A 14,043-nucleotide genomic window follows, 5' to 3' on the forward strand; every position below is an offset into this window, starting at 1 on the left:
TCGGGTGTCCCGCCGGCAGGCATGCTCTCCGGTGCGCGACGTATGTATATTATTATACCAAAGTGGGCGAGGCCTTCGGGCGGAGGAGCGACAGCGATGGCGCACGACGTGAACATCCACCCCCTGGTGTCGCCGTGGGGGCGGTTCGGTCTCTACAGCTTCTTCGTCGACGCCCCCGAACCGGCCGTCGTCGACACCGGCATCACCTCGTCGCCCGCCGAGGGCATGGTCCCCGCGCTCGAGGCGCTCGGCCGCAGCGTCGAAGAGGTCCGCTGGATCCTGCTGACCCACGGCCACATCGACCACCTCGGCGGCGCGTACGCCCTGTGGGAGCTCACGGGACGGCGCGCGAAGGTCGTGATCCACGAGGCCGACGCGCACCTGCTGCGCTCGCGGCGCGCACACGTGGACCGGTACATGGAGGTGCGGCACCGGTACCTCCGCGACCCGGACGGCGAGGCGGCGCAGACCCGTGCGGCGGACGAGGTCATCTCCGGGGAGATGGAGCCGTCCGTGCTGCTGAAGGGAGGCGAGACCCTCTCCCTCGGCGGGGACGTCACCGTCTCCGTGCACAGTGTGCCCGGCCACACGGCCGGATCCGTCGCCTACGTCGTGGACGGGCAGGACTCCGTGTTCGTCGGCGACGCCGTGCAGGTGCACGGGGCCGCCAACGGCTTTCCCGGCTACGAGGACCCCGCCGCCTACCGTTCGAGTCTGCTGTACCTGCGCGACGAGGTCCGCCCGCGGCACCTGTACCTGGGCCACCCGTACCGGGGCGCGGACGGCGTGCCCTACGGCGTCGAGCTGGACAGGGAGCAGGCGCGCAAGGCCCTGCGGGAGAGCCTGGACCTGGAGGCCCGGATCGACGCGGCCGCCCGCCGCCACCTGGTCGGCGGCCCGCAGGAGACGGACTCGGTGTACTCGCCGTTCGCCCGGGTGGCCGAGGAGCTCGGCTACGAGGGGGACCCCACGCTGGAACCCTCCCCGTTCTTCACGACGCTGCACGGCTACGCCCGCGAGTACGCCGCGTTCGACCGGCGGACCTGACGCGGACACCGGTGAAGGGCCGGCCGGACACCGGCACGCCCCTCCGGTGACCGCGCCGGGGCATCGGGCCCCGGGCCGGGGAAGACCTTCCCGGCCCGGGGCCCGACGTGTCAGCCCCGTCCCAGGAAGCGGCTCACCTCGGCGAAGGCCGCGTGGTACTCCGGGATCCAGGAGAAGAGCGCGAGGAACCCGTGGGTCGCACCGCCGTAGCGGCGCACCTCCGCCTCGACACCGGCCTCCCGCAGCCGCCGGCCGTAGAGTTCGCCCTCGTCGCGCAGGGGGTCGTACTCGGCCGTGAGGATCAGGGCGGGCGGCAGGCCCGAGAGGTCCTCGCGCTTGATCGGCGAGACCAGCGGGTCCGCCGGGTCCGCGCCGCTGTCGATGTAGAAGGCGTTGTGGGGCTTCAGCGCCCGGGTCTCCAGGCCGTACCCCTCGGCGTTGTCCCGGAGCGAGGCGTAGCGGTCGGTGTCGAAGTCCAGGTCCACGGAGGGGTAGAGCAGGACCTGGTGCGAGATGCGGTCGAAGCCGTCGTCGCGCGCCATCGCGGTCACGGCGGCCGCGAAGTTGCCGCCCGAGCTGTCACCCGCGACGGCGAGGTTCCCGCCGTCCCACCCCAGGCTCTCCCCGTTGTCCGCGGCCCACCGGACCACCCCGTAGCACTCCTGGAGGGCGGTCGGGTAGGCGGCCTCGGGGGCCAGGCTGTAACCGACCGAGACGACCTTGTGCCCGGTCTCCCGGGCCAGGGAGCGGGCGATGCCGTCGTGCGTGTCCAGGCTGCCCGAGAAGAACGCGCCGCCGTGGAAGTAGACGAGGAGCCCGTAGGAGTCCGCCTCCGCGGGCGTGTAGATCCGCACGGGCACCTCGCCCGAGGGTGTCGTCGCCGTCGTGTCCTCGACCGCGTGGAGCGGCAGGCGCTCCTCGGGCGGCGGGACCTGCGCCTGTTCGGCCGCGCGCGCCCGCACCGGGTCGATCGGCGCACCGTCCGAGGGCGGCAGGCCGCCGAGGACCTTGGCGATCTCCGGATGCAGTGTCATGTGTGTCCTTCCGTCGTGGAACGGCGCCGGCGGAGGCTCCGGCACCTGTGGTACCGGAGCGCCCGCCGGCGCCATGGTCTCTGTCCGAAGGTACGGAATCCCTGCCAGGAGGTCCTGAACGCACCGGGATTCCGCCCGTGGCGGGCGGCGCCCGCCGGGAACGACTCAGAGGGAGGTCGTCTCGGGGAAGGCGGTCTCCACGCTGCCGCTGATGTCGGGCTGCTGCCGGGAGATGCGCTGGAGCTTGTGCGCGACGGGCATGCGCTCGGCCTGGAACCGCACCAGCGCGTCCTTGACGGAGTCGGCCGCCACCAGGGCGTCCGCGAGTCCGCCGGCGTCCTGGATCGCCTGGTTGGCGCCCTGCCCCTGGTGGTGCAGCATCGAGTGCGCCGCGTCGCCCACGAGCACCACGGAGTCCGAGTGCCACTGGTCGATCGGGTCGATGTCGTAGACGCCGCGGCTCGTCACCGCGGCCATGTCCAGGTTCCGTGCGATGGCCTGGAGCCGCTCGTCGAAGCCGTCCAGGAGCCCCGAGATGTAGTCCCCCGTGACCTCGGGGGCCCACGTGTCGTCGTTCGACAGGGCGGTGATGTCGAACGACACCTGGTTGCGGTGGCGCAGCGGCAGGAAGTAGACCATCGCGCCGTTGTCGCCCACGTAGAGCCGGAAGTTGTCGTCCTTGACCATCCCGTACGCGTCGTCGGCGGAGATGACGGCGCGGAACGCCTGCGAACCCGAGAACACCGGGGGCTTGTCCGAGAACAGCTGGTTGCGCACCAGGGAGCGGATGCCGTCGGCACCGATCACCAGGTCGGCCGACACCTCCGTGCCGTTGGCGAAGGTGACCGTCGCGCGGTCGCCCTTGTCCTCGACCGACGTCATCCGGTGGCCGAGGTGGATCCGGTCCTCCGGGATGAGCTTCAGGAAGGTGTCGACGAAGTCCCCGCGGTGGATCAGGCGGGTCTTGTTCTCCTGGGCGTACTCGTGGATCCCCGGCCACTCCTCCCGCACGATGAGCTCGCCGGTGGCGGTGAGGATCTCCATGCAGTCGCTCGGCGAGCTCACGGCGGCCATCTCGTCGAAGATGCCCCACGTGCGGAACAGCTCCAGCGTGGGCGGGCGCAGGCCGATGCCGGCGCCGACCTCGCGGATCTCGGTCGCCTGCTCGTAGACATGGACGTCGGCGCCGATCCGGCTGAGGGCCACAGCCGCGGCGGCACCGCCGTAGCCGCCGCCGACGATCGCGATGTCGAGGTTCTGGAGTTCCGAGGCTTTCATGCTTTCTTCGCTTTCTCGCAACCGGCGCACAGCGGCGCCACGGGGGATGGGTGGTGGTGACGGCCCAGGGTCAGGCGCGGATCGTCAGGAAATCGGCGGGGTTGTCCTCGAGCAGTGCCGTGATCGTCGCGTCGTCGACGCCGGCGCCGCGCAGGTCGGGCACGAGGTCCTCGAAGATGTAGTTCACGGTGTGCCCCTTGACGCCGGGCCAGCCGAGCGGACTGCAGTTGGCGTCGGCCGAGACCAGGAGCTGGTCGAGGTACCCGGCGTTCAGGAGGCCGAGGAAGTGGTCCAGGCGCTCCTGGCGCGGGCGGGCCCAGAACGGCGGGTCCTCCAGCTCGGTCTCGTAGCCGAAGGTGTCGAAGCCGATGCGGCCGCCCTGCTCGAAGATCCACCTGTGCGGGGTCTTCGGCGCGTTCAGGCCGTCGTCGGCGTGGCCGAACAGCACGCGGTCCAGCGGGAGCCCCTCCTCCCTGAAGACGGCCACCGCGGGTTCGGGGTCGATCGCCAGGTGGGTCAGGACCGGCACCCCGGTGGCCGCGGCGGCGCGGGCCGCGGCGCGGTAGATGCGCTTGTCCAGCTCGGTCATGCGGCCGCCGCGGCTCACACCGACCTTGATGACCCCCGCGAGGCTGCCGGTGTCGCCGATGCCGACAGTGATCTCGTGGACGAAGAGCCGGGTCAGCTGGTCGACGCTCTGCCGGGCGAAGTACGGCAGGGCGGTGTCGCCGCCGACGAAGCCCGTACAGGCCACGATGTGGACCCCGGTCTTCTCGGACAGCGACTTGTAGTAATCGACGTCGCGGCCGTTGCAGATACCCGTCGCGTCGACGAAGGTCCCGCCTCCGTACTCGCGGAACCGGCGCAGCTTGGGCACGGTCTCCTCGTACCGCTGCTCGGGGGTCTTCCACCACCTCGTGTCCAGCTCCGAGCCGGGCATGCCGTACCCGATGTGCTCGTGGACCGCCACGACTCCCAGCTCTTCCGGGGCGACCGGCCCCAGGACGGTGTTCACCTTCGACAAAGCTCTTACCTCGAGAAGTTCGGAAGAATCGATGGATGCCGTGTGCTCAGCGCAGGGCCAGCAGTTCCTGCGGGTTGTCCGCCAGGACGCGCCGGGCCTCCTCGTCACCGAGGCCCATCGACGCGAGCAGCGGCACGAACGCCGTGAGGACGTGGCTGAACGGCAGGTCGTAGGCGGGGTGGCCCTTGGCCACGCCGATCGCGTTGCCCGAGAGCAGGATCCGGTGCCCGAAGCCGGCCTCGACGAGGTCGAGCACGAGGGAGGCGCGCTCGCGGTCGGTGACATGGGTGCCGCCGTCGTCCAGGCCCACGTGGTCCAGGGCGACGAAGGCCCCGCGGCGGGCGACCTCGAGGGGCGCGCCGGTGTCGACCGCGTCCCTGCGGTCGAGGCCGCCGACCACGACGCGGTCGGCCGGGAGCCGCTCGTCCAGGACGACGTCGAGGTCGTGCAGCGCGTCGCGCCCGTATCGGATCGACACCGGGACACCGGTGGCCAGGGCGGTCCTGGCCGCACCGCGGAACAGGCTCTCCTCGGTGGCGGTCATGCCGTCCCGGGCGGCGGCGGTGGCCACGAGTCCGGCGGGGCCGCGCCTCTCCACGCGCGGCACCACCATGCCCTCGGTGACCTCCTTGGTGAAGAGGTCGGCGAACTTCTCGGCCGGCCACGGTGTCGGGGGATTGGTCTGCGGTGTCAGGAAGTAACCGCCGAGCATCTCCTCGGGGCCCATGCCCGTCGACGCGACGATGTGCACGCCGGTGGAGCGCGAGAGCGCCTCGTACAGCCGCACGTCGCGGCCGTGGAACATGCCCGTGCTGTCCACGACCGTCTTTCCGCCGTGGTCGCGGAAGTCCTTCAGCTTTCGGGCCAGCGCATCGAAGATCTCCGCGCGGTCCATGGAGACCTCGGGGGCGTACTCGGCACCGGGGACCACCGACAGCAGGGCCTCGTGGACCGCCGTGACTCCCAGTTCGCGAGCGGGGACGGGGCCGAGGACAGTGTTGACGGTGGGGCCGCCGGCAGTCGCTGTGTCCGTCATCGGGACTACCTTTCGTCAGCGTCGCGCCGCTCGGCGCCACGCCGGTGGAGGAACACGCACCGCGGTGTCCGGCTCGTGCGCGGCCGGGCACGGTGCGGGCGGCAGTGGGAAAAGGAGGCAGTGCACCGGGGAGCCCGACATCCGCCTTACGGGCCGTAGTCCGCCGCCTCCTGGATGTGACCTACCTAACTCTCGACTTAGATTTACATGTTGTCATACCAAAGTCAAGGAGAGTCTTCCCGGTGGGGAGGGCGAGGTGGGAAGGTGGAAGGGGCGTCCGGGGATGTGTCGGGCGCAACACGGAGTCTATGCGCGGCCGTCCGAGTGGCCCCTCACGCTCCCGGGCGTGAGATGGGACACAGTTCCAGCGGTCGGGCCCCGGTTCAGTGGTGCGTGACGAAGCGGTACTTGAACTCCTCGGCCCGGTGCACCGCGGAGCGCCATCCCGCCGGCAGGCCGCCCGTCGTGAAGAAGACCGTCTCGATGACGAGCAGGGGGCTGCCCTCGCGCACGTCGAAGGTCGCCGCGTGCTCGGCGGTCGCCGCCGTCGCCCAGGCCTCGTGCTCGGACCGTTCGAGCGTGATGCCGAACTCCCGCTCCAGCAGCACGAAGGCGGAGCCCTGGCTCTCCAGGTCCGCGGGTGCGGGGTCGAAGTCCTCGGGTGCGCGGACGTAGACGGAGGCCTCGACGAGGGGCTCGCCCTCGACCGAGATCAGGCGGGTGAAGTGCAGGAGCCGCTCGTGCGCCTCGATCCCCAACCGCTGCCGGATCGGGGCGGGCGGTTCCACCCGTTCGACACCGGAGACCTTCGAGGCCGGGTGCAGGCCGCTCTCGGAGAGGTACTGGTACAGGGCCCCGGCGCGTACGTCGGCCGGCCGGTGCACCCGGGCGCCCGTGACCGGGAAGGTCCCCTTGCCCTGCTTCCTGTAGACGTACCCCTCGTCGGCGAGCTCCTTGAGTGCCTGGCGGATGGGGGCCCGGCTCACCTTGAACCGCTGGAGCAGCTGCGCCTCGGTCATCGGCTTGCGGGGGTCGGCGGTTCTCTCGGTGACCTCCGTGCGCAGGATGTCCTTGATCTGCCGGTACAGGGGCACCCCGGACGAGGAATCGAGTTCGCCAAACGCCATGCTTCTCCGGTCTCCATGTCGTCGATCACCGGGTCGGTTCTCCAGGCGGCCGACCACGGGTCGGCGTAAGCATAGCGATGCCCGCCGTCCGGCCCCGCAGCCGAGCGAGGAGGCCCAGGACGAGGAGGGCCTGGGCCGCGGTGTAGGTGAGCATGACCCAGAAGCCGCCCAGGGGAGGGTCGAACCCGGGGGCGAAGGCGCGGAGGGCGATGAGCCCGTCGGAGATCAGGAAGAGGGCGCCGCCCGCGGCCGCCCACGGGTGCACACCGGTGGACAGGACCGCCATGGCACCCAGCAGCAGCCCGTACACGAGCACCGGCACGAGCAGGCTTCCCGCGCCCGGGGCGCACAGCACCACCAGGGCGGCCACGGCCGCGAGGTAGGGGAGCAGCAGCATCCGGCGCCGGTACAGCACGCTCTCGGCCCGCAGGGGCCAGAAGGCGGCGATGTAGAAGACCTGGGCCACCAGGAAGAACCCGACCATCACCAGGAAGCCGCTGTTCCCCGGCGCGAACTCGGGAGCGGTGTCACCCAGCCACGAGAACCCCAGGGCGACCAGGACGAGCCCGGTGAGGCGCCCGCGCGGGGCGGGGACGGCGGACAGCAGGAACGCGGCCAGGACCGGCATCAGCAGCGCCTGCGTGGGACGGTCCCACGGCTGGGCCCCGAGCAGCAGCACGGCGAGGTGGAGCGCGGTCACGGCGACGAACAGAACGAACAGGACTCGCGGAAGAGTACGCGGGGGGATCATCGCGCCATCATAGAGAGCGTTTTCCGACCTGTCGCCTCTCCGGGGCCGTTCCTGCGGCTTCCAGCCCGGGGTGAGGAGGCCGACAGCGTCCTTGGGGCTACATCTTACTTGCCGACCGGTAATTAATACCTTTTCGGGCAAACCATTATGCCTCTGACCTGCTGCTCTTCCCCGGGGGTCCGTTGCCTTCTTGTCGGATTGTGTGCCCTTTGGGAACTTTGGTGGCTGGGTGCAATGTGCCGTTGAAGGGGAAACGCAACCTGTGATGGCGGCGCCCAACCCCGACAATGCCTCACTATAGGGATGGGGTAGACAAGGCATGGCGCAAGACGCCGTCGGTACCGGCGGCGCGCAACTGTGTGCAGGAGGCGGGGATGGCGAATTCGTCATGGCGCGGCACCGACGTGCGTGAGCGCGGTGACGCGGACCAGGACTCTCCCCGCGGGCGCCGCCCCCGGGCCGGCGCGGGCGGCCGCTGGTGGGTCGGTGTGGGGCGCGCCGTCCTGTGGGCGTTCATCATCGTCGTCGTCTTCAACGGCATCTGGTTCCCCCTGAGGAACGGATTCGCCGGGCCCCCTCCCGAGAGCGCACCGGAGCAGAGCCAGGAGGATCCCTTCCCCGAGACCTCCGCCGCCGCGTTCGCGCTCAGGTTCGCCGAGACCTACCTCAACGCGGGCGAGCCCGAGGCCCGCCGGGCCGATCTGGCCGCCTTCGTCCCCGAGGGCGAGGCGGCCGGGTTCGATGTCCCCGAGGGCAGTCTCACCGGCGACAACCTCACCGTCACCGCCGTGGACATCAAGGACGCCAACAACGCCGTCGTGGTGGTCCGCGCCGACGTCAACGGCCGGACCATGGGCCTGGAGGTCCCCGTCTACGCCGAGGGAAGCTCCCTCGTGGTCTCGGGGCGCCCCGCCCTGCTGGCCGCTCCGCCGCGCGCCTCGCTGCCCGAGGGCGCGGCCTTCGAGACCGACCAGGCGACGGCCGAGCAGCTCGGCGATGTGCTGAGCGGCTTTTTCGGGGCCTATGCGCAGCAGCCCGACCACCTCGACCGCTATGTGGAATCGGGTGTCACTATTGCGCCGCTTCCGCAGAACACCCTGGAATTTGCTGAACTGTCCGATATCACGGTGCCATCCCAGGCCTCGAACGGGGATGATGACGTACGAGAGGTACTCGCCACGGTCCGGTGGTCGGTTCCCGCCCCCGAAGGGGGAGACCCCGGGCAACTGGTGCAGAGCTACCTGGTCACCGTCGTGGACTCCGGCAGCGAGTGGCACGTGCGTGACATCCAGGGTGCCCCGAACTCGTTCGGCGAGTGACGGGTCCGTAGGCAAGGAGACGAGAAGGACCATGCGCACGACAGCAACGACAGCGAGGGGCGGCGCCTGACATGCTCCCTCTGATGTCCTCCGCGGCCGACACCCTCGCCGCCGGCAGCATCACGCTCGCCGAGACGGCCAACTCGGTCAACAACGCCCCCGACACCGGTGGACTCGCGGACTTCCTGCGCGGCTTCTTCGGGCCGCTGTTCCTCGTCATCGTGTCCATCGTCGCGGTGTTCTTCCTGTTCACGAGGGAGATCACCCGCTTCGCACAGTTCATCATCCTGGCGATCTTCATCGGGATCGTCTTCTACGTCCCCGGCATCATCGAGGTCATCGCGGTGGCTCTCGCACGAGCGATGGGCGTCACGGCGGAATAGGCGAGGGAGGCCGGAAACGTGGATCTGCCCACGTACACCAACATCTGGCGTATCGAGAAGCGGCTGTACAAGCTCTACGATTTCCGGCTGCCCATGCCGCTCCCGGTGGGGACCTTCGGCGTCGCCATGGGCGTTTTCCTGCTCTGGGCGATGCTGCTCGGCATCCTCAACGCCCCGTTCGTCTTCGGCAACGGCTGGCACCTGGTGCTGTGGGTGGTGCCGCCCGGGGTGATCACCGTGCTCGCCACCCGGCCGGTGATCGAGGGCAAGCGGCTCACCGAACTGCTGCTGTCCCAGATGCGCTTCCTTGCCGAGGCCCGCGTCTACACCCGCCTCGCCCCCGAGTACGAGCCCTCCGAGGTGCGGGTGTCGGTGCGCGTGTGGCACCGCGACCCGGCCGCGGGGCCCCTGCCCCGGCGGCGTTCCGAACGGGAGGCGGTCGAGGAGGTACGGCCGCAGGAGGCCGAGGCCCCCGTACCCGCGGAGCGTCCGCTTCCCGCGTCGGCGCCCCCGCTGCGCCGTGCGGCCGAGCAGCCCGCGGCGGCCCCCGCGCCGAACGTCCCTGGCCCCGTGCGCATCGCTCCCGAGCCGGTGGCCGGGCCCGCTCCCGAGCCGGAGCGTGTCACCCCCGAGCCGGCGGCGGGGACCACCGGACAGGAGGACGCCGCCCCCGCACCGGAGCACACCGTCCCCGATCGCACCGCCCCCGAGCCCGTGGCGGACATGCCCGCACCGGTCCGTGCCGCCGCTCCCGGCCCGGTGCGCACCGCCGGGGGCCGCGATGCCGGCAGGCGCCCGGCCCCGGCCCGCGCCGCCAGTGCCCTCGCCGAACGCGAACCCGACGCGGCGGCGTACTCGGGCGGCGGATCTCCGCTCGACGAGGAGGAGGACCGCCCCGTCCGCCCCGCCCGGCGCGGCATCGGCATCCGCGTGCTCAACTACTTCGGCTACGCGCTCGACCGGGCCGATGACCGGCCCGCATCGGCTCCTCCGCCGCGCGGTGGAGAAGGGCGCCGTCCCGGCGACGGGGACGGCTTCGAGGAGCCCGGTGACGAGGGGGAGGAGCAGCGCGAGAGCGACGCGTGGTTCGCGAGCCTGCGCGCCTCCTCCGGCGAGACCCCTGTCGGACTGTCCTCGAAGCAGGCCTACCGCGGCAGCGACACCTCAGCGCTCAACCGTGAGGAGGTCGCGGAGGCCGTGGCCCCTGCGGAGAAGGCGGAGGACGCTGCCGACTCGGCGCCGGCCCGGCGCCTGCGGGGCCGCACCCAGGGCCTCCGCGTCACCCGCGAACTGGAGGAACTGCGCCGCTCGGCGCCGGCGCGCGCCGAGGAGAGGCCTGCCGCCGCTCCCGCCGAGGCTCCCGCCGCCCGGGACGCGGCTTCCACCGATCGGGACGCGGCTCCCGCCGTGCACCGCCGCCCCGAAGGACGTCCCCACGCCGCTCCCTGGGAACTGGGGGAGTCCCGCCGCGACGAGCCGGCCGGCTACGACATCTCCGACTACGCCGCCCGCTACGCCGCCGCCACCGGTCGCTCGGCGGCCCCCGCGGAACCCGTGCCGTGGCTTCCCCCCGCCGCCTCGGAACCGGAGCGTTCCGGTTCTTCCGCCGCGCCGGACCCGGAGCGGCCCGGTCCTTCCACCGATCCGGAGCCGGAGCGGCCCGGCTCCTCCGACGCCTCGGCCCCGGAGCGCCCCGGCCCGCGCGCGGCGGGAGCCCCCGGCCCTGTCCGCGCGTCCGCGGGCACCCCCGGACCCTCCGCGCCGTCCCGCGACGGTGCCGAACACGACGCGCCTGGCCCCGCCGGGCCCGTCCGCGACGGTTCCGACGACTCCGGAGCCTCCCCTGCCGCCTCGGGGTCCGAGGCCTCCGATCCCGTACCGGCCGAGCGTGACCCGTCCGGGCCCGCTGCGTCCGAGGACGTCCCCTCCGGGACTGCGGTGTCCGAGGAGGTCCCGTCCGGGTCCGCTGCGTCCGAGGACGTTCCGTCCGGGCCCGGCCCCGCCGGGAGCGGTGCCTCCCGCTCCCCGGAACCCGGCTCCTCCGGACCCGCCCCCGAGCTGGACCACGGGACCGGCGAGCAGGAGTCCCTGCCGCTGCGCCCCCGCGAGGAGGGCCGTGACCACGGCCCCACCTGGAACGAGCACATGTCCGTGCTCGACCGCCACCTGATCACCGCCGACACCCCCGCGCCGCCGCGCCCCAAGTTCGCCGACGCGGTGCCCGCCGAGCAGCGCGGGACCGACGGGCCCAAGGACCCCTCCGAGTGGTTCGACGACGGCAAGAGGCGCCACCCCGACCAGCCCAAGGTCGGTGACCACGGCAACCCCGTCATCCCCGCCGGCGAGCTGCGCGAGGGCCGGGCCGCCGAGGAGCTTCCGGCGAAACCGCCCACCCAGCTCGACCACGGCACCGGCGAGCTCGCCAGCTTCGCCGAGGTCCGCGACGAGCCGCGCGAGGCGCTCCCGGACGAGGACGGCCCCTTCCGCCGCCGCACCGCCGCCGAGCTCGAGGAGGCGGAGGCCGCTGCCCTGGCGCGCCGCCGCGACCCGCGCGGCAACCCCAGCCTCGCGTCCCTGCGCGACGACCCCCGGCGGCAGGGGTCCGCGGAGAGGGAGCCGGAGGAACCGGCCCGGACCGAGGACGGGCACGAGGGCCGCGTGCGCTGGAGCATGCGGGCCTCGGGAGCCGTCCGGGAGGAGGCGGAGCGGACCGCCGCCGCACCCGGGCGGACCGCCGCGGACGCCCCGGAGACCCCGGACAGCCGGGATGTCCCCGAGGCCCCCGACATCCGGGATGCCCCGGAGACCCCGGAGACCCAGGAGGTCCAGGAGGCCCCGGCCGGGCGGACCGGCCCCGAGGACCGGGATCCGCACGACGGCGTCTTCCACCGCGTCGCGCAGAACGCCCGCAGGATCGGCCAGCTCTTCGGGCAGCCCGCCCCGGGCCAGGAACCCGAGCCGCCCCGGCGCGAGTCCCGGCCCGAACTCGAGCTCGACCACGGCACCGGCGAACAGGAGAGCCTGGGCGACACCCCCAACGGTGTTCCCTCCCAGAGGGGAGCCGCCCCCGCCGCGGAGGCCGGCGCCGACTCCGGCGCCACCCGCGGCTGGCGGCGCCTGGCCCGGGTCGTCACCGGCGGTTCCTCGGCCCCGCTGCGCTCCGACCTGCCCGCCGAGCACATCGAGCGCCTGCGCACCCCGCTGGAGGGCCCGCGCAGCATCGTCGTGCTCGGTTGCACCGGCGGCGCGGGGCAGACCGTCACCGCCCTGATGATCGGCCACACCCTGGCGGCCCACCGCGACGAGCGGGTCGTGGCCGTCGACGTCAACCCCGGCCCCAACGGCCTGTCGCGCCGGGTCGGCGCACAGGCCCCCGAGACGCTCACCGCGCTGCTGGCCAACGCCGACGCCGTCGGTGAGCACGCCCAGATGCGGCCCTACACCAGTCGCACGTCCACCGGCCTGGAGGTCGTCCAGACCCTGGACGACCCCTACGTCCAGACCCTCGACGAGCGCGACTACGCCCAGCTGACCGATCTCCTCGGCGGCTTCTACGGCATCACCCTGCTGGATCCGGCGGCCACGGGGGTGGCCAGGGCCCTGCCCGTCGCCGACGGCCTCGTCCTGGTCGCGCCCGCCAACGCCGACGCCGAGCGCGCGGTCTCCATGACCTTCGACTGGCTCGACGGCAACGGCCACGCGGCTCTGCGCGCCAACGCGGTGCTCGTGGTCAACGGCGTCAGCAGGCGCAGCCTCAAGGACGTCGACGCCGCCGAGCGGGTGGCCCGGGGCCGCTGCCGGGCGGTCGTGCGCATCCCGTGGGACGACCACCTCGGCTCGTCCTACACCAGGATCGACGTCGGCGCCCTGCGGTCCAGCACCCAGCGCGCCCACGGCGCCCTCGGCGGCTTCCTGGTCAGCCGGCTCCTGAAGTGAGGAGGGCCCGGGGCGGCGCAGCGCCGCCCCGGGCCCGAAGACGGTGGCACGGCGGCCGGAAGGTCCGCGGACCCGGCCGCTGCCGTCCTGCCCGTGGTGGCGCCACCGGAAGGCGGCGCCACCACGGGCAGGGTCACGTCGGTCCGGACGGGAACGCCCGCCCGGAGAGCGACCTCAGCGGCCCACCGGCGTGAAGTCGCGCGCGGAGAGGAACTCGGGGCGCGGAGCCGAGGCCGCGAACGGGGTCCCGCAGGCGTTCTCCACGCTGTTGTAGACGATGAACACGTTGGAGCGCGGGTAGGGCGTGATGTTGCCGCCCGAGCCGTGCATGCAGTTCGAGTCGAACATGGTGATCCCGCCCGCCGGGCCGGTCAGCACGTCGATTCCGTGGCGGTCGGCGAGGCAGGTCAGCGCGCCCTGGTCGGGGACCCCGATGTCCTGGCTCTTGAGCGAGGACTTGTAGTAGTCCTCGGGGGTCTCACCGATGCACGACACGAAGGTCTTGTGCGAGCCCGGCATGATCATCAGCGGGCCGTTGTGCGAGAAGTTCTCGGTCAGGGCGATGGAGAAGCTGACCGCCCGCATGCGCGGCATGCCGTCCTCGGCGTGCCAGGTCTCGAAGTCCGAGTGCCAGGTGAAGGAGCCTCCGCCGAACCCGGGCTTGTAGTTGACCCGGCTCTGGTGGACGTAGACGTCGGACCCGAGGATCTGCCGGGCGCGCTCGACCAGTCGCGGGTCGTTCACGAGCTCGGAGAACACCTTGCTGATCTTGTGCACCTCGAAGACCGACCGAACCTCCTCGGAGGTGGGTTCCACGATCAGGCGCTCGTCACCGCGCAGCTCGGGGTCGTTGCCGAGGCGCTCCAGCTCCGCGTAGTAGGTGCGCACCTCGTCGTCGGTGACCAGGCCCTCGATCTGCGCGTAGCCGCGCGCGTCGTAGTCCCTCAGCTCCTGGTCGGTGAAGGGGCCGTCCTCGGCGGTTCCCCAGACGGTGGGGTCCTTGCGGTACAGCAGGGCGGCCTCGGTGGCCTTGCGGGTGGGGTAGTCGTCCAGAGTCGGAAGATCCATCTGCAGCGTCATGGCCGATCCCCTGTGCGGGGTCCATCCT

General features: G+C 72.3%; 11 protein-coding genes. 4 read left to right on the forward strand and 7 right to left on the reverse strand.

The genetic code is table 11. The annotated features are described in order from the left end of the window. Positions 1–96: 96 nt before the first annotated feature. On the forward strand, positions 97–1,047 hold the full coding sequence (locus tag FHS13_RS10850; RefSeq protein WP_184291134.1) for an MBL fold metallo-hydrolase: 951 nt from the start codon (positions 97–99) through the stop codon (positions 1,045–1,047). A 110-nt stretch (positions 1,048–1,157) separates the two neighbouring features. Here FHS13_RS10850 and FHS13_RS10855 read toward each other — a convergent pair whose 3' ends face one another. The 6 genes from FHS13_RS10855 to FHS13_RS10880 all read right to left on the reverse strand — a co-directional run bounded on the left by FHS13_RS10855 (position 1,158) and on the right by FHS13_RS10880 (position 7,297). Further along, positions 1,158–2,081 (reverse strand): alpha/beta hydrolase, encoded by a 924-nt coding sequence (locus FHS13_RS10855; RefSeq protein WP_184291136.1) that lies wholly within the window; start codon positions 2,079–2,081, stop codon positions 1,158–1,160. A 165-nt stretch (positions 2,082–2,246) separates the two neighbouring features. Next, positions 2,247–3,359 (reverse strand): FAD-dependent oxidoreductase, encoded by a 1,113-nt coding sequence (locus FHS13_RS10860; RefSeq protein WP_184291138.1) that lies wholly within the window; start codon positions 3,357–3,359, stop codon positions 2,247–2,249. 70 nt (positions 3,360–3,429) lie between these two features. Continuing rightward, a complete protein-coding gene (locus FHS13_RS10865; RefSeq protein ID WP_343064998.1) occupies positions 3,430–4,374 on the reverse strand; it encodes a phosphotriesterase family protein in 945 nt (314 codons plus the stop codon). A gap of 55 nt (positions 4,375–4,429) precedes the next feature. Next, positions 4,430–5,419, reverse strand: a complete 990-nt coding sequence (locus FHS13_RS10870) for a phosphotriesterase family protein (protein WP_184291142.1) — start codon at positions 5,417–5,419, stop codon at positions 4,430–4,432. 383 nt (positions 5,420–5,802) lie between these two features. Continuing rightward, positions 5,803–6,546 carry a GntR family transcriptional regulator gene (locus FHS13_RS10875; RefSeq protein ID WP_184291144.1) on the reverse strand — a complete coding sequence of 248 codons (744 nt, stop codon included), beginning with the start codon at positions 6,544–6,546 and terminating at the stop codon, positions 5,803–5,805. Positions 6,547–6,571: 25 nt separating this feature from the next. Then, complete coding sequence (locus tag FHS13_RS10880; RefSeq protein WP_184291146.1) at positions 6,572–7,297, reverse strand: lysoplasmalogenase; 726 nt, start codon at positions 7,295–7,297, stop codon at positions 6,572–6,574. A gap of 374 nt (positions 7,298–7,671) precedes the next feature. On the opposite strand from FHS13_RS10880, the gene FHS13_RS10885 reads away from it, so the two are divergent. From FHS13_RS10885 to FHS13_RS21725, 3 genes are all read left to right on the forward strand, one after another. After that, positions 7,672–8,616 (forward strand): conjugal transfer protein, encoded by a 945-nt coding sequence (locus tag FHS13_RS10885; protein WP_184291148.1) that lies wholly within the window; start codon positions 7,672–7,674, stop codon positions 8,614–8,616. A 71-nt stretch (positions 8,617–8,687) separates the two neighbouring features. Beyond that, positions 8,688–8,999 carry a hypothetical protein gene (locus FHS13_RS10890; protein WP_184291150.1) on the forward strand — a complete coding sequence of 104 codons (312 nt, stop codon included), beginning with the start codon at positions 8,688–8,690 and terminating at the stop codon, positions 8,997–8,999. 18 nt (positions 9,000–9,017) lie between these two features. Further along, positions 9,018–12,935, forward strand: coding sequence for a TcpE family conjugal transfer membrane protein (locus FHS13_RS21725; protein ID WP_184291152.1), 3,918 nt, complete (start codon positions 9,018–9,020; stop codon positions 12,933–12,935). A gap of 174 nt (positions 12,936–13,109) precedes the next feature. Here FHS13_RS21725 and thpD read toward each other — a convergent pair whose 3' ends face one another. Continuing rightward, positions 13,110–14,015: an ectoine hydroxylase gene (gene thpD / locus FHS13_RS10900; protein WP_184291154.1), complete on the reverse strand. Its 906-nt coding sequence runs from the start codon at positions 14,013–14,015 to the stop codon at positions 13,110–13,112. Positions 14,016–14,043 lie beyond the last annotated feature (28 nt).

Origin of the sequence: Nocardiopsis algeriensis (assembly GCF_014203695.1) — a bacterium.
Classification (GTDB): Bacteria; Actinomycetota; Actinomycetes; order Streptosporangiales; family Streptosporangiaceae; genus Nocardiopsis; species Nocardiopsis algeriensis.

Coding starts and splice junctions, on each gene's coding strand:
- FHS13_RS10850 (WP_184291134.1), top strand. CDS start 97: ATGGCGCACGACGTGAACATCCACCCCCTGGTGTCGCCGTGGGGGCGG.
- FHS13_RS10855 (WP_184291136.1), bottom strand. CDS start 2,081: ATGACACTGCATCCGGAGATCGCCAAGGTCCTCGGCGGCCTGCCGCCC.
- FHS13_RS10860 (WP_184291138.1), bottom strand. CDS start 3,359: ATGAAAGCCTCGGAACTCCAGAACCTCGACATCGCGATCGTCGGCGGC.
- FHS13_RS10870 (WP_184291142.1), bottom strand. CDS start 5,419: ATGACGGACACAGCGACTGCCGGCGGCCCCACCGTCAACACTGTCCTC.
- FHS13_RS10875 (WP_184291144.1), bottom strand. CDS start 6,546: ATGGCGTTTGGCGAACTCGATTCCTCGTCCGGGGTGCCCCTGTACCGG.
- FHS13_RS10880 (WP_184291146.1), bottom strand. CDS start 7,297: ATGATCCCCCCGCGTACTCTTCCGCGAGTCCTGTTCGTTCTGTTCGTC.
- FHS13_RS10885 (WP_184291148.1), top strand. CDS start 7,672: ATGGCGAATTCGTCATGGCGCGGCACCGACGTGCGTGAGCGCGGTGAC.
- FHS13_RS10890 (WP_184291150.1), top strand. CDS start 8,688: ATGCTCCCTCTGATGTCCTCCGCGGCCGACACCCTCGCCGCCGGCAGC.
- thpD (WP_184291154.1), bottom strand. CDS start 14,015: ATGACGCTGCAGATGGATCTTCCGACTCTGGACGACTACCCCACCCGC.